This window comes from Type-F symbiont of Plautia stali (assembly GCF_059731105.1).
In genome coordinates this window covers 2712086-2729961 of sequence record NZ_AP035909.1, presented here as the reverse complement: position 1 = coordinate 2729961, position 17876 = coordinate 2712086, and the positions used below count along the sequence as shown (strand labels likewise).

Here is a 17876-nt window from a genome sequence, read left to right as displayed (position 1 = left end):
AGGCGCCGCTTGGCTTTGCCCTTACTACATACACCAGGTTAACGCGCCCGCTGTTTTTCAGTGGGTGGAACTAAGTGTGAATATCGTAAACGTAAAATAAATTTATGTTTACGGATTCAGTATATTAGCTAATCTGGTGGAGTAGAGGTTACAAATGGCAGAACTCACGCAAGGCCGTGTAGACATCATCTCGCGCGAAAACGGCACGCTCATCTCGCAGGCCACTCCCGGTTCATCACAATCCATTAACCTCACCGAGCCCAGCGTCGTGCGCATCAATGGCACCCGCGAACTGGTCACGCAATATGAGCGCCAGGGAAATGACCTGGTCCTGCACATGCGTGACGGCAGCACCGTCCGCTATCAGAAATTTTTTGTTGATGATGCCGAGGGTAATCACAGTGAGCTGGTGTTCGATGATGGGGTCAATCCACCGGAACATGCCCTGTTCCCGCAGACCGCAGAAGGCACTGAACTGGCCTCCGGTTCCGTCACACCAACCTACGAATCACTCGAGAGCGTCGAGCCACTGCTGCTGGCCGATAACACCAACGCCTCGATGGGTGTGATCACCGCGGGCGGTCTCGGCGTACTGGGCTTAGCCGGGCTGGCCGTGGGTCTGGGGGGGGGCGGCGGAGGCGGTGGCGGCGGAAATGACGGCGGCAGCGATCCCGGTACGAATCCCGGCACGGATCCCGGTACCGACCCTGGCACTGACCCCGGCACGCCAGGTACGCCAGGCAGCCCCGCCATCACGCTCAACACCTTTGCCGGCGATAATGTGCTGGATAATGCCGAAAAAACCACCGATCAGCTGCTGAGCGGTTCCACCAGCAATGTCGAGGCGGGACAGGTTGTCACGGTGACCCTGGGCGGCCAGACCTACAACACGACGGTGGGCGCTGACGGCAGCTGGAGCGTGACCGTGCCTGCTGCCGCGCTGGCGGCCCTGGCCGCCGGCTCTGCCACGATCGCGGTCAGCGTGACAAACGCAGCAGGCACCGCCGCCAGCGGGTCGCTGCCCATTACCGTGGCTGCTGCCGATCCGGGCACCCCTGCGACGCCCGCCATCAGCCTGAATCCTTTCGCCGGCGATAACGTGCTGGATAACACGGAAAAAACCACGCCGCAGGCCTTATCCGGCAGCACCAGCAATGTCGAAGCCGGACAGATTGTTACCGTCACGCTCGGCGGTCAGACCTACAGCGGCACCGTTGCCGGTGATGGCAGCTGGAGCGTGACCGTGCCTGCTGATGCGCTCGCAGCGCTGGCATCAGGCACCACCACGGTGACGGCCACGGTCGCGAATCAGGCGGGTGCCTCCGCCAGCGGCAGCCTGAGCGTCAGTGTTGCAGCCCCTCTGACCCAGCCGGGGACGCCGGTCATTACCATCGATCAGTTTGCCGGCGATGACATTCTCAGTAATCCGGAGAAAAACAGCGCCCAGACGCTGAGCGGTTCCACCACCAATGTGGAAGCGGGACAGGTTGTCACGCTGACGCTGGGCGACCAGACCTACAGCGCTGTGGTCGATGCCCAGGGCAACTGGAGCATTACGCTGCCGTCTGCCGCGCTGAATGCCCTGGCCGCCGGAACGGTCACGATCTCCGCAGTAGTCACCACCCAGGCGGGCATTGAAGCCAGCGAAAACCGCGCGATCAGCGTCGATACGCCCGCCGTCCCGGGCGCGCCCGCCCTCACGCTGGATGATTTTACCGGCGACAATCAGCTGACTAACGCAGAAAAAACCAGCGATCAGACCGTGACCGGCAGCACCAGCAATATTGAAGCCGGACAGATTGTCACCGTCACGCTGGGCGGTCAGACCTACAGCGGCAGCGTGGATGCGCAGGGCAACTGGAGTGTCACGCTGCCCCAGGCGGCCCTGAGCGCCCTGGCGGCTGGTGAAACCACGCTGACGGTGTCAGTCAGCGATGCAGCCGGTAACACCGTGACCAGTAGCCTGCCGATTACGGTAGAGGCCCCGGTGACACAGCCGGGCGACGTTACCCTGACCATCGATCAGTTCGCCGGGGATGACATCCTGAGCAACGACGAAAAAGGCACGGCGCAGACTCTCTCAGGCAGCACCACCAATGTCGAAGCGGGGCAGACGGTAACCGTTACCCTGGGGGGACAGACTTACCTCGGCACTGTGGATGGCAGTGGAAACTGGAGTGTGATTATCCCGGCCGCTGCCCTGAGCAGCCTGCCTGCGGGCAGCAATGCCATCAGCGTTACGGTCAGCAACCTCGCGGGGGCAACCGGCAGTGAAACCCGCGATATTGCGGTGGAAGCGCCTGCTACAGAACCTGGCGTGCCGGGGCTGATCCTGAATGATTTTGCTGGCGATAACCTGCTGAGCAACGACGAGAAGACGGTCGACCAGGCGGTCAGTGGCACCACCACCAATATCGAAGCCGGGCAGGTGGTCACGGTCACACTGGGCGGCCAGACCTACAGCACCACCGTGCAGCCGGATGGCAGCTGGAGCGTCACGGTGCCCGCCACGGCGCTCTCCGCGCTGGCAGCGGGCACAACCACGCTGACGGTTGCCGTCAGCAATGCGGCGGGTGACAGCGTGACCGCAACGCAGCCGATCACGGTAGACGCCCCGGCGACGCAGCCGGGAGCCGCCACACTGACCCTCGACGCCTTTGCCGGGGATGACATCCTCAGCAACAGCGAAAAAGCCAGCGACCAGCTGCTGACCGGTACGACCACTAATATCGCAGAGGGCCAGCAGGTTACCGTCACCCTGAACGGGGAAACCTTTACCGCCACGGTCGGCGCGGATGGCAGCTGGAGCCTCACGGTGCCGGCCAGTTCACTGGCGGCGCTGGCGGCAGGCAGCGCCACCCTGAGCGCCACGGTAACGGATCAGGCGGGGAACCCGGTCAGCGAAACGCGTGACTTCCTGGTGGAGTCCTCGGGCACCGCACCAGGCAACCCGACGCTGACCCTGAATGCCTTTGCTGAAGACAACGTGTTAAGCAATGAGGAGAAGCTGGAGGCGCAGGCCATCTCCGGCAGCACCACCAACGTCGAGGCGGGCCAGATTGTGACGGTCACGCTGGGTGGACAGAGTTACAGCGGAACGGTCAGCGCTGACGGCAGCTGGAATATTGCGATTCCGGCCGATGCGCTGGGCGCACTGGCAGCAGGCCCGGCCTCACTGGTGGTGACGGTCAGCAATGCGGCCGGTACAACTGTCAGCGACACGCTGGGTATCGTCGTTGAAGCCCCGGTGACCGAACCGGGCCAGCCGGTCATCACACTCAATCAGTTCGCCGGTGATGATGTGCTGAGCAACGACGAGAAAGCCAGTGACCAGCTGCTGAGCGGCAGCACCAGCAATGTTGAGGCGGGCCAGGTGGTGACGGTGACGCTGGGCGACCAGAGTTACAGCGCCACCGTCGGGGCCGATGGCAGCTGGAGCCTGACCATCCCCTCCAGCGCCCTGGCCGCCCTGGCGGCGGGCAACGCGACCTTCAGCGCCAGCGTAACCACCCAGGCGGGTGTGGTCGCCAGTGAAGATCGGGTCATTGTGGTGGAAGCCTCACCGGAGCCGGGCGCACCAACGCTGACGATCGCTGTTTTTGCCGGCGACGACCTGCTCGACAACAGCGAAAAAGCGCTGGACCAGACGCTGTCAGGCAGCACCAGCAACGTAGAGGCGGGCCAGACGGTCACCCTCACGCTGGACGGGCAGACCTACAGCACCACCGTTCAGGCGGATGGCAGCTGGAGTCTGCCGATCCCGTCCGCTGCGCTGAGCGCACTGGCAGCAGGCACCACCACCCTGGTCGCCAGCGTAACCACGGCGGCGGGCGTTTCAGCCAGCGGCAGCCGGGATATCAACGTCGCGCCTGCCGCAGGCGAACCGGGCGTGCTCACCATCGCTGAACCACTCAGTCTCGACGGTTTCCTGAACCAGCAGGAGGCCGCCAGCGATCTGATCATCAGCGGCTCGGCAGTGGGCGTTAACCCCGGCCAGACGGTGCTGGTGGCCTTTAACGACAACACCTACAGCGCGGTGGTAAACAGCAACGGCTTCTGGAGCGTCATCGTTCCGGCCAGCGACCTCACCGGCATCACCGACGGGACAAAACTGATCTCCGCAACGGCCACCGATGCCAGTGGAGCGCTGCTGACCGACGCCGCACAGCTCAATGTGGTGGTGAACACGCTGCCGCAAATCACCCTGGATGAGAGTGCGATCAGCGATGGCATTCTGAATCAGGCGGAAGCAGGCAGCGACCTGACGATCGGCGGAAACACCGGTAAAGCCGTGCCGGGCCAGCAGGTCACCCTGGAACTCAACGGGAAAACCTACAGCACCACGGTGAATGAGGACGGCAGCTGGAGCCTGACGCTGCCCGCCGCCGATCTCGCCTTACTGCCGCAGGGCGCTAACACGCTGACGCTGACCGCGATTGATGAGGCGGGTAACCGTGTCGACCAGACGCTGGACTTCAGCGTCGATACCCTGCCACCGAATCTGATTGTGGCGGCGGTGGCAGGCGGAGATGGCATTCTTAACGGCGCTGAAGTGGCGGCGGGCGTGCCGGTCAGTGGTTCAGGTGCCGCGCCGGGCGACGTCGTCTCGGTCACGCTGAATAACCTGATCTACAGCGCCACGGCAGATGCACAGGGTAACTGGACGGTGGATCTGCCCGCGGAGGATCTGCAGGCGCTGGCTGAGGGCAGCAGTTATACGCTGGTGGTCACCCTGACGGATGCCAGCGGCAATACGGTCAGCCAGTCGCAGACGCTGGCCGTCAGCACCCTGTCGCCGGACGTGTCAGTTAACGCGCCGGGCGGTGACGGTGTGCTGACCAGTAATGAACTGACCCAGCCGCTGCTGATCAGCGGAACCGGCACCCCGGGCGATCAGGTCACGGTTGAGTTAAACGACAAAACCTACAGCGCGCTGGTTGACGAAAATGGCAACTGGAGTGCGCAGGTGCCGGTGGCCGATCTGGGCACGCTGACCAGTCAGACCTATCCGGTGACGGTCACCGTGACCGATCCGGCGGGCAACAGCAGCGTAGAGAACACGTCACTGCGGGTTGCCACCGCAGTGCCTGCGCTGACGCTGGATGCGATCAGCGACGATGGCGTCATCAACGTCATCGATGCACAGCAGCCGCTGATCGTCAGCGGAAGCGGCGACGCGGGCGATACGATCAGCGTGACGCTGAATAACCAGACCTACACCGTCGTCGTGGCGGAGGGGGGCCGCTGGAGCGTCACCATTCCGGCATCCGACCTGGCCGCTGTTCCTGACGGAACACAGCCGCTGGCAGTGGTGGCGACGGATGGTGACGGGAATACCACGTTGATCAACAGTGCCCCAATCTTTGCGACCACGCCGCCGCAGCTGACCGTCTCCACACCGGGCAGTGATGGTTACATCAATATCGCGGAACATAGCCAGGATCTGACGATTGACGGGCGCGGAGGCGTGCAGGGCGACACGGTTTCGGTGAGTTTCAATGGCGAAACCTACACTGCCACCGTGGATACCAGCGGCGCGTGGCAGGTTACGGTGCCTGCGGCGGTCGTCAGCCAGCTGGGCGATGCCCGCTATCCGGTGGAGGTGGTGCTCAGCGACGCGTATGGCAACAGCAGCAGCGTCGCCTCCAGCGTGACGGTACTGGCGGCCGCATCGCCGGTGCTGACCCTGGATCCTGTGACCGGCGACAACCAGATCGACAGCGCGGAACAGCGTGTTGACACACTCATTACCGGCAGTGTGACTGGCGTACCGGCAGGCCAGCCGGTCGTGGTAACCATCAACAACCAGTCTTATGAGGGTGTGGTGCAGGCAAACGGAAGCTGGAGCGTGACGCTGCCTGCCGGATCGCTGGGAGGCGCGGGCGATAAGCCCTTTACCGTGGCGATCACCGATGTGGCTGGCAACCCGGCGCAGCCCGCGCAGGGGCTGATCACCGTGGTCACCAGTGACACGCCGCTGCTGTCGATTGCGCCGATAAGTGAAGATAACGCGCTGAATGCGCTGGAAGCGCAGAGCGATCTGATCCTCAGCGGCAGTTCCGCCAGCCTGCCTGAAGGCAGCTCGGTCAGCGTGACGCTGGTGCCGGGCGGGACCGTTTACAGCACCACCATCGATCCGGACGGTAACTGGACGGTTACCGTGCCCGCCGCCGATCTGGCGAACCTGTCGCAGGGTGACACCACGGTGACCGTTACTTCCGGCGACGTGCAGAGCAGCCAGACGCTGCTGGTGGCAACCACACCGCTGGCAGCCCCGCAGATTGATACTCCCTTCACTGACGGCATCCTCAGCAATAACGAGGTCACCGCGCCGCAGACCCTGACCGGTTCCGTCACGGAAGGCCAGGCCGTCAGCGTCACTCTGGGCGGCGTCAGCTATCCGGCAACGGTCGCGGCGGATAACACCTGGAGCGTCACGCTGCCGCCGGAAGCGCTGCAGGCCCTTGCTCAGGGCAGCAACCCGATTACCGTAACGGTGAGCGATAGCGCGGGTAACAGCACCAGCATCAGTGAACCGCTGACGGTGGATACCGGCACACCGGCGCTGACCGTGAACCCGATTGCCACCGATGGCGTCATTAACGCGGCGGAAGCCGCCGCCGACCTGATCGTCAGCGGTACCGCTGCGCCGGGCAGCAGCGTCAGCCTTCTGCTGGGCGGCGAAACCTATAACGCCGTCGTGGCCGCCGATGGCAGCTGGAGTGCAACGCTGCCCTCCGCCGATCTGATTCAGCTGGCCGATGGCCGTTACGATCTCAGCGTCACCGTAACTACCGTGGGCGGCAACGTCGCCACCACGCCGGTGCCGGTTACCGTCGACACCAGCGTGCCGGACTTCAGCATCAACCCGCCAACGGGCGATGGTGTGCTGAACCTTGCTGAACAGGCGGCCGGGTTCAGTTTCAGTGGTGCAGGCAGTGAGGGCGACCAGGTCAGCCTGACCCTGAATGGCGTGACCTACACCGGCACCGTCGGCGCAGACGGTCTCTGGGCTCTGGCCGTGCCGCCTGCGGCACTGGCCGGTCTGGCCAGCGGCAGCAGCTATCCGGTTGTGGTGACGGTGACCGATGCAGCCGGTAACAGCAGCAGCCAGAACAGTTCGCTGACCGTCGACACGACGCCACCTCCGCTGGTGGTTGCGCCAATCAGCGAGGATAACGCGCTGAGCGTCGGCGAACTGGCAGAGCCGCTGGTGGTCAGCGGCAGCGGACAGAACGGCGACCTCGTGACGGTTCAGCTTAATGGTCAGACTTACAGCACCACCGTCGCGGTGAACGGTCAGTGGACGCTGGAGATCGCGTCTGGCGATCTGGCGGCGCTGCCGTCCGGCCCGAATCCCGTTACGGTGACCGAAACGGACGCCAGCGGAAATCAGAGCAGCCAGGTGGTGGATCTCAATGTGGCCACCTCGCCAGCGGTGCAGCCGCAACTGAGCGTCGACAGCAGCACCTTTGCCGGTGACGGCATCGTCACCGCCGCGGAGCAGTTACAGCCGATTACCCTGCGCGGCAGCAGCCTCAACGTCGAGCCAGGTCAGCAGGTCACGGTTTCACTGAACGGCACCGATTACAGCGGGGTGGTTGAGGCAAGTGGCAACTGGAGCATCATTCTGCCCGCGGGCGCGCTGGCGGATCTGGGCGAGGGCAGTCAGACGCTGATTGTCAGCGTGAACAACGCCGTCGGTAACAGCGCCAGCGCGCCGCTTAACTTCAGTGTGGACAACACACTGCCTGCGATTGCGCTGGCACCCGTCAGCGACGATAACTATCTGAATGCAGGCGAGCTGAACGGCCCCGTCGTCGTCAGCGGCAGCAGCAGCGGTCTTCCTGCCGGAAGCCTGGTCACCGTTGACGCCAACGGGACGCCGTTCACCACCACGCTTAACGCCGATGGCAACTGGAGCCTGGCATTACCGGCAGGCACCTTCAGCGGCGTGGCGGATGGGCCGCAGACCCTGACCGCCACCGTCAGCGATGCAAACGGCCAGCCGCTGGCGACCACAGACACCACCCTGACGGTCGTGGCCAGCGCGCTGCCGGTCGCGACGCCGGGCGTGGCCTTTGATGATGGCATTGTGAATAGCGGCGAAGCCGCAACCGGAGGGGCTATCACCGGTAACACCGGCGTAACGGGTGACGGTCAGACGGTCACCATTACGCTGGATGGCGTCAGCTACAGCGGCACGGTCGATGCTGCGGGCAACTGGCAGGTCACGGTTCCGGCTGGCGCACTCGCTGCGCTGCCGCAGGGCGACACGGCTTACAACGTGGTGGTCAGTGATGTGGCGGGCAACAGCAGCCAGGCGACAGGCACGCTGCGGGTCGATACGCTGCCGCCGGTGCTGACCGTTGTCACGCCGTCCGACGGCATCATCAACGCCGCTGAAAGTCAGCAGCCGCTGACGCTGAACGGCAGCAGCGAAGCCAATGCACTGATTGTGGCCAGCTTCAACGGCACCAGCCTGAGCACCACCGCTGACGCCAGCGGCAACTGGTCGCTGACGCTGCCCGCCACCGTCTACAGCGGGCTGGTTAACGGCAGCTATCCACTGACGGTTACCGCCAGCGATGCGGCCGGCAACGTCACCACCACCAGCCGCGATCTGGCGCTGAAAGTGGAGGCGGGCACGCTGCCGACGCTGACCCTGGATGCCTTTGCTGGCAACAATGTGGTCGATGGCGCGGAACGCCTCACCGACCAGCGGCTGAGCGGCACGACAACCAATGTCGAGGCGGGCCAGCTGGTGACCGTCACGCTTGACGGAACGGTCTACAGCGCCGCCGTCCAGGCCAGCGGGGCCTGGAGTCTGATTGTGCCAGCCGGCGCGCTGGCTGCGCTTGCCGATGGCAGCGCCACATTTACCGTGGCGGTCAGCGACGTGGCGGGTAACACCACCACCAGCAACCTCGCTTTTGACGTCAACAGCAACGCGTCTGGTCTGGCGCTGGATGCCATCAGCGAAGATAACTACCTCAATGCGCAGGAGCTGAGTCAGCCGCTGATTGTCACCGGCACTGCGGTAAACGTGCCGGCGGGCAGTACCGTCACGCTGCTGTTCAACGACACCGCTTACACCGCCCAGGTTTCGGCCAGCGGGCGCTGGAGCGTTATCGTTCCGGCGGAGGCACTGACGGCGCTCGCCGATGGACCTTACACGCTGACGGTCACCGCGACCGACAGCGGCGGAGCAACCCTCAGCAGCGAAGCCACGCTCAGCGTGCTGGCGACCGGCCTGCCTGAACCGCTCATCGTCTCGGCGTTTGGTGATGGCGCGCTCAACAGCAGCGACGTTACCGCGGCACAGAGCCTGAGCGGCACCACCGGCGTAACGGGCGACGGACAGAGCGTCAGCGTGCTGCTGAATGGCGTGACCTACACCGGCACCGTCGACGGCAATGGCAACTGGCTGGTGACCGTTCCCGCGACGGCGCTGGCTGACCTGCCGGAAGAGACCCTCAGCTACACCGTCACGGTGCAGGATGCCGCCGGTAACACAGGCAGCACCCAGGGCAGCGTCACGGTGGATCTGACGCCACCTACGCTGACGCTGGCGGCCGTCGCGGATGATGACATCGTGAATATCGCAGAGAGCACCGGACCGATCGTGCTCAGCGGGACGACCAGTGCCGAAGCCGGACAGACGGTCTCCATCACCCTCAACAACCAGCGCTATACCACCACTGTGACTCAGGATGGCGACTGGAGCCTGACACTGCCAGCCGGTGCGCTGGCCGGTATCCCGGCCGGGGCCTATACCCTGACGGTAACGGTCAGTGATGCGGCGGGTAATCCGGTGACGGAAACCCGTGACATTACGCTGGCGACCGGCGCGCTGTCGGTGACGATTGATACCCCGTTCGGCAACGGTTATCTGAACCAGAGTGAGACCGGCGTCAGTCAGACCCTGAGTGGCAGCACCGGCGTCACCGGTGAGGGCCAGACGGTCACCGTCTCCCTGGGTGGCGAAGACTACAACGCCACGGTGGATGCACAGGGCAACTGGACGCTGACCCTGACGCCGGAGGCGGTGCAGACGCTGGATGAAGGGGTGAATACCCTGGTGGTGAATGCCAGCGATGGGGCCGGAAACAGCGGTTCGCTGACCAGTGCGGTCACGGTGGATCGGACGCCGCCTGCGCTGAGCCTGGACCCGATCAGTGACGATAATATTGTTAACGCTCTGGAAGTGCTGGAAGCCGTCACCATCAGCGGCAGCGCGTCAGCGGAGGATGCCGGACAGACGGTCACCGTCACTTTCCAGAACAGTAATTACACCACTCTGGTGCTCTCTGATGGCAGCTGGCAGGTGACGCTGCCGGCCAGTGTGATGCAGGGGCTGACCGATGGCGGCTACCCGGTCAGCGTGACGCTGACGGACGCGGCGGGCAACAGCAGCAGCGCGACCACCACCCTGACGCGTGATGCAGACAGTGCCGGCCTGCCGACCCTGACGATCGGGCCGATCAGCGGTGACAATTTCCTGAATCAGGCTGAGTCGCTGCAGGATCTGAGCATCAGCGGCAGCAGCACCAATCTGGCCGAGGGCCAGCTGGTCACGGTGACGCTGAACAACGTTCAGTACAGCGGCACGGTGACTCAGGATGGCAGCTGGACGGTAACCGTGCCGGCCGCCGATCTGGGCGCGCTGCCGGATGGCGATCAGCTGCTGGTGGTGGTCTCTGCGGATGCCTCCGGCAACCCGGCCAGCAGCAGCGCCTCACTGGTGGTGCTGGCCAGCGCCCAGGCGCAGCCAACGCTGACCCTGGATGTGGTGGCAGGGGATGATGTGATCAATGCCAGCGAGGCCGCCGCGGATGTGGTGGTCAGCGGTAGCAGCACCCAGCTGGCCGCGGGCACCCCGGTGACCGTGTCGTTTAACGGCACGGACTATGTGACGACGCTGGACGCTGACGGCAACTGGACGGTGATTCTTCCCTCCACCGCCTTTGCCGGCGTGACGGCGGGCAGCACGGAGACCCTTACCGTGACCGCCAGCGACATTGCCGGGAATCCGGCCACTGCCAGCCAGACGGTGACGTTCAGCACCACACCGCCAGCACTGACGGCGATCACCGTCAGTTCAGGTGACACCCTGAACTTTGCAGAGTCGCTGGAGGATATCAGCGTCAGCGGTTCCACCACGGGGGCCCTGCCGGTGACGGTGACGCTGAATAATGTCAGCTACAGCACCACGGCCGATGCCGACGGTAACTGGTCCGTCACCATCCCGTCAGCCGATCTGCAGCAGCTTGCAGATGGTGCTAACGCGATCGCGGTTTCCGTCACCGACGCGGCGGGCAATACCACCACGGATACCACCACCTCGCTGGACGTGGCGTTTAATACGCTACCTGCGCTGACGCTGGATACGCCGTTTGGCGATGCGCTGGTCAGTGCTGCAGACGCTGCGGGCGCGCTCACGCTGAGCGGCGACAGCACCAATCTGCCGGAGGGCAGCCTGATTAGCATCACCATTGGCGGGCTGGACTTCAGCACCACGACCAATGCCAGCGGCAACTGGACGCTGAATCTGGCCGCGGGCGCGCTGTCAGGGCTGGACGATGGCGTGACCGACGTGGTGGTGACTGCCACCGATGCGGCGGGCAATCCGGCCCAGGTGACCGCCGGGGTTGAGATCCTGCAGGCTGCGCCGGATAACGCCACCTTTGACAGCACGTTGTTCGGCGACAACATCATTAACATCAGTGAAGCGGGTGTCGTTCAGCTTGTCACCGGGACATCGGACCCTCTCCCGGGCCAGACCCTGAGCGTGACGGTGGGCGATCAGAACATCCCGCTGTCCGTGACGGTGGATGCCAGTGGCAACTGGACAGCCAGCCTGACGCCAGAGGTGATCGCCAGCCTGGGGGCGGGTGAACAGACGCTGACCCTCACCACCACCGATCGGGCAGGTAATACCAGCGTCACGACCCAGACTTTTGTCTCGGCGATTACGCCGATTGCGGCGCCCACGCTGGACACGCCCTTTACCGATGGAAGGCTCAATGCGGATGAGGCGGCCGCAGGGGGTTCACTGAGCGGCGCGGTCAGCATTGATAACGCGGCGTCGGTGACGGTAAATGTGAATGGCTCCGTCTACGCCGCCCAGCTCAGCGAGGATGGGACGCGCTGGTCGCTGGCGCTGTCACCGGCGCTGTTGCAGTTCCTGCCGGATGGCAGCTGGCCGGTGACGGTGACCGTCACCGATGAGGACGGCAACATTGCCAGCACCAGCGGCAGCCTGCTGGTCGCCGTTAACGCGCTGCCGGACGTCACGCTGAACCTGCCGTTCGGGGATGGTGCGCTGAATGCTGAAGAAGCGCTCAGTGAACAGACGCTCAGTGGCACCACCGGCATTACCGGTGCCGGGCAGACGGTCTCGGTACTGATTTCAGGCTTTAACGGCGATGCGCCGCTGACGGCCACGGTGCAGGAAGATGGCAGCTGGTCTCTGGCGCTGTCGCCTGCGCAGTTAAGCACCTTCACCAGCGGGGCGCACACCATCACCGTGACCGCCACCGATGTCGCCGGTAACAGCGACACGACGGCGCTGAGTGTGGTAACGGAAGTGGCGGTGCCGGTGCCGACCTTCAGCCCGGATGCCTTTGGCGGCGACGGCCTGCTTAACATCAGTGAAGCGGCGGCTGGCGTGATCCTGACCGGCACCACCGGCAGCGTCGGGGCAAACCAGGCGGCCAGCATTACCGTTGATTTCAATGGCAGCCGTTATTCGGGTGTCGTTGACAGTAACGGGAACTGGCGCGTCACGATCCCTGCTAACGCGCTGAGTGCCCTGGATGATGGCGCGCAGACGCTGACGGTGAACGTGGTGGATGCGGCAGGCAACAGCGCCTCGGCGCAGCTGCCGTTCACCGCCGATCTCAGCGCACCTCAGCCTGCGCTCAATCCGGACTACTTCGGGGGCTATGTTAATGCGGCTGATGTGGCAGGCGGCATTACCCTGGGCGGCACCGCGGGTGTCAATGAGACGGTGCAGCTCACGCTGGCAGGCACAGTCTATACCGCGACTGCGGATGAGAACGGCAACTGGTCGGTGCCGCTGACGACGGCGCAGCTTTCCGCGCTGACGGATGGCACCTATCCGGTCATCATCACGGCCACGGACGCGGCGGGTAACAGCACGACGCTTAACAGCGCCTTTGTTCTGGACAAAACCCCACCCGTGCTCACTGCCTCGGCGTTCACTGGCGACAACGTACTCAATTACGCGGAGAGCATTCAGCCACAGACCCTCAGCGGCACCGCAACGGGAGCAGGGACGGGCGCAGTGGTCACCGTCTCGCTGAATGATACCCCGCTTGGCACGGCGATAGTGGCGGCCAACGGCAACTGGAGTCTGACGCTGACGCCAGAGCAGATGGCCACCTTCGGGCCTTCCACCACGCTGGCCTTGTCGGTGACCGATCTGGCAGGCAACCTCGCCACCGGCTCCGTTCCGCTGACGGTCGATCTGACCCCACCGCCAGGCCCGCTGGTGACACTGGGCACCGTGTCGGGCGATAACATCATCAGCACCCAGGATGTCGCGGGGGGCGTGGTGGTGAGTGGCACCTCGGCCAATCTCGGCACCGGGGGCACGGTGACGGTGGTGATCAATGACCTTGAATACACCACCACGCTGGATGCGTCAGGCAACTGGTCAACGGCGACCCTGCCGGTCAGCGCGTTTGGCGAAACAGATGGCAGCGCGACCGTCACGGTAAATGCGACGAACGGCACGGATACCGTCAGCGTCAGCAATAACATCGTGATTGACCTGACGCCACCGACGCTGAACCTGGATGCCTTTGCAGGCGACAATCAGGTCAACGGCAGTGAAAGTGCCACCAGTCAGACCATCAGCGGCACCGCCGATGTCAGCGAAGCCGGTCGCACGGTGCTGGTGACCTTTAACAACAAAACCTACAACGCGGTGGTGCAGGGGGATGGCAGCTGGTCGGCCACGGTGCCCGCCAGCGATATGCAGGCGCTCACCAGTGGCAGTTCACTGCAGATCACCGCGCAGCTGGCGGATGTGGCGGGCAACGTGACCACGGCGACACAGACGGTCACGGTGGATACCGGGGCGCCCGTGTTGCAGGTGGATGCCCTGGCGGGCGATAACGTCCTTAATGCCACGGACCTGGTGACCACGCAGGTGCTCACCGGCAGTGCGCAGGGCGCAGAAGGCCAGACCATCGGCCTCTACCTGGGCGATGCCGCGCCGATTGCCACCGCCATTGTCGGAGCCGACGGCCGCTGGAGTATCGATCTGACGCCGGAGGTGCTGACGAACCTCACTGAGGGCGCGCTGGTCTTTGGCGTGCGGGTCAGTGACACCGCCGGGAACCAGACGGATGCCACGCTGACGGTCAACAAAGTGGTCAACAGTGCGCTGACGCTGGTCGTCGATTCGGTCTTCGGCGACGGCACACTCAGCGCGCTGGATACCACGGTGGCGCAGACCATCTCCGGGGTGGCGACCTCGGCGGGCGTCGGTGCGACGGTCTCCGTGGTGCTGGGCGGTACGACGCTCTCGGCAGCGGTGGGGCAGGATGGTAAATGGGCTATCGTGGTGCCGCCGTCGGTGCTGGGTCTGTTAAGCGATGGTCAGCTGGACGTTGACGTCACGCTGACGGATGCGGCAGGCAACACCCGTACCGTGGGTGAAACCGTCACCGCGATTGTCGATGCGGTGCCGGTCGTCGGCGCGCTCACCGGGCTGTTTGGCGGTGATAACCTGCTGAACATCGCGGAAGCCGCAGCCGGACAGGTGGTGGGTGGCGTCATCGACAATGCGGCGGTGGGTTCACAGGTCACCGTGACCCTGGGCAGCAGAAGTTACAGCACTACCGTGCAGGCGGGCGGTGCCTGGAGCGTTAACCTGCCAGCCAGCGATCTCACCTCCCTGCTGGATGGCAACCTGACGCTGGGCGTCAGCGTCCGGGATGTGGCGGGCAATGTCGCCTCCAGCAGTGCCACGGTCGGCATCTTCACCCAGACGCCATCCATCTCGCTGACTTCGCTGTTCGGGGATGGGGTGCTTAATCTGGCGGATATCGCGACCGGGCAGGTGATCAGCGGGGTGGTAAATAACGTCGCCCAGGGCAGTGTCGTCACACTCTCGGTGGGGAACAGCCAGCTGACGGCTACCGTCGGCGCGGGCGGGGCCTTCAGCGCCACGGTCACACCGGATATCCTGGGCACCCTGGCGCAGGGGAACCTGACGGTAGGGGCATCGGTGACCGATGCGGCGGGTAACACCGCCAGCACCAGCGCCGGCATCCGCGTCGACACGCTGCTGCCGACCATCACCGTCAATCCGCTGTTTGGTGACGGTCTGCTGAACGTGGCGGATGCGCTGGTCACCCAGGTGATCGGTGGCGTGGTGGGCGGCGCGGAAGCGGGCTCGCGCGTGGTGGTCTCCGTAGGCGCCCAGCAGTTTGTGACGGCGACCGATGCGAACGGTAATTTTAACGTCTCGCTGACGCCGACGCTGCTGCAGGGCATTGCGGACGGCAATCTCACGGTGGGCGTGAGCGTCACCGACAGCGCCGGTAACACTAACAGTGCCACGGCGGGGGCACTGGTCGGCATTCACAACGTGCCGAAAGTGACGCTCAATCCGCTTTTTGGTGACGGGGTGCTCAACCTGGCCGAGTCGCTGGTCACGCAGACCATCAGCGGCACCGTCTCCGGCGTGGCCGCGGGCAGCAGCGTCAGGCTGGCGATTGGTAACACCACCGCGACCGCGCTGGTCAACGCCGACGGCACCTTCTCAACCACCGTCTCTCCTGCCGTGCTCTCGACGCTGCTGAACGGTAACTTCACTGTCAGCGCTTCGGTCACCGATCCGGTCGGCAACGTCAGCAGCACCAGTGCAGGCGTTTCGCTGGGACTGGTTCAGCCGACCCTCTCGGTTAACACGGTATTCGGCGATGGCGTGCTGAGCGCGGCCGATCTGGCCTCAAACCAGACGCTGAGCGGCAGTTCCAGCCTCTCTGCGGGGTCAACCGTCAGCGCCACGCTGAATGGTATTACCTACACCACTAAGGTGGCCAGCGGCGGTAACTGGAGCATCAGCGTGCCGAAAGCGGATCTGGCTGCGCTGACGGACGGCAGCAAAACCGTGACGGTGACCGGTACGGATGCCTACGGCAACGTGGCGAATGCCAGCGGCTCGCTGAACGTCATCAGCCAGTCGACGCCGGTGGTGGCGATTACCTCGCTGTTTGGTGACGGCGCGCTCAGCGCGGCGGATGTGAAAACGGCACAGACCATCAGCGGCACCGCGAGTAACGCCGAGGGATCGGTGGTGCGGGTCACGCTGGGCGGCCAGACCTACAGCACCACGGTGAGCAGCAACGGCAACTGGAGTCTGTCGGTTCCGGCGGCCAGCCTCGCCGCCATCGCGGATGGTCTGCAGACCGTGACGGCCAGCGTCACCAACGGCGCGGGCAGCAGCGGCACCATCTCCGCGTCGCTGGGTGTCGTCAGCCACACCACGCCAACGGTCAGCGTAAGCAGCTTCTTTGGCGGCGATGGCTACCTCAATATCGCGGAAGCCAGTGCGGCGGAAACCATCAGAGGCACCAGTACTAATGCGGCGGGCGGCACGGTGACGGTAAACGTGGCGGGTAACATTCTCACGACCACCATTGGTGCCAATGGCGCATGGAGCGTCAGCGTGCCGTCAGCGACGCTGAAAAGCATCCCCGATGGCAGCCGTCCTCTGACGGTGACGGTGACGGATATTGGCGGTAACACCGCCACCAGCACCAGCAGCTTTACCGCGCTGTCGCATAATCAGCCGGTCGTGGGGGTCGATCCGGTGCTCAGCCTCGTCGGTTCGCTGCTCACCGGTCTGGTGGTGCAGGGCGGATCGCTCAATGCGGCGCAGGGATCAAGAGTCAGCGTGACGCTGCTGCTCGCCAACGGCAGCAACGGCCCAACGCTGAATACCACTACCGACGCGCTGGGGCGTTATGCCGTCAACTTCTCACCGTCACTGCTGTCGGTGGGTGGCCTGCTGCTGTCGCTCAACACGCTGGCAAAAGTGTCGATTACCGACGTGGCGGGTAACAGCTATACCACCACCAACACCCTGCTGCTGGGTTCTGTACTGCCGGTCACCCTGGCCGCTACCGAGTCCGTGGCCCTGTTCTCTGTGGTGGATGACAGCGCCACGGTGGCCAGCACGGAGACGCAGCACAACAGCAGCACCAGCAGCGATGACGGCAGCGCCCATGTGGCCGTGGCCTCTACGCTGGTGACCGACGCGGATGTTGCGACGCCGGTCAGCAGCAACCAGAGCGCCATGGTCAGTGACACCGCGGTGGCTGCAGCCCCGGCCGAAGAGGCGGGTTACACCATCGGCGGGGTAGTCATTACGCTGGCGGATGGCAGCACGGCGCAGGGGGCCTCGGTTACCGGCAGCAGCGGCGCGGATACCGTGACGGTCAGTGACCTCAGCTTTACCCATATTGATGGCGGCGCAGGCACCGATACCCTGGTGCTGAACGGTGAGAACCTCACTCTGGATCTCACCGCGCTGGGCCTGAAAGTCGAACACATTGAAGTACTCGATTTGGGTAAAACCGGCACCAACTCGGTGAAACTCGATCTCAATGAGGCACTCAATCTGACGGATAAACAGAGTGACGATTTGCTGATCAAAGGCGCGGACGGCAGTCAGGTGACTCTGGCTAACAGCAATGGCGGTATCTGGGAAGTGACCGGCGAACGGACGGTGGATGGCAGAGTCTTTGAGATCTACCACAACTCGGCGCTGACCAGTGATAACACCCTGGGGGATGTGCTGGTTCAGCAGAACCTGCAGGTTCATGTGATGTAGC

At 64.2% G+C, this 17876-nt stretch carries 1 protein-coding gene; it reads left to right on the top strand.

Features of this window, described 5'->3' with window-relative positions:
- Nucleotides 1-154 precede the first annotated feature (154 nt).
- Nucleotides 155-17875 (top strand): Ig-like domain-containing protein, encoded by a 17721-nt coding sequence (locus AC6I7A_RS12795; protein ID WP_058957780.1) that lies wholly within the window; start codon nt 155-157, stop codon nt 17873-17875.
- The last annotated feature ends 1 nt before the right edge of the window (nt 17876 follow it).

What these genes read in the sequence shown, in the direction of transcription:
- AC6I7A_RS12795 (WP_058957780.1), top strand. Translation starts at nt 155, where the DNA reads ATGGCAGAACTCACGCAAGGCCGTGTAGACATCATCTCGCGCGAAAAC.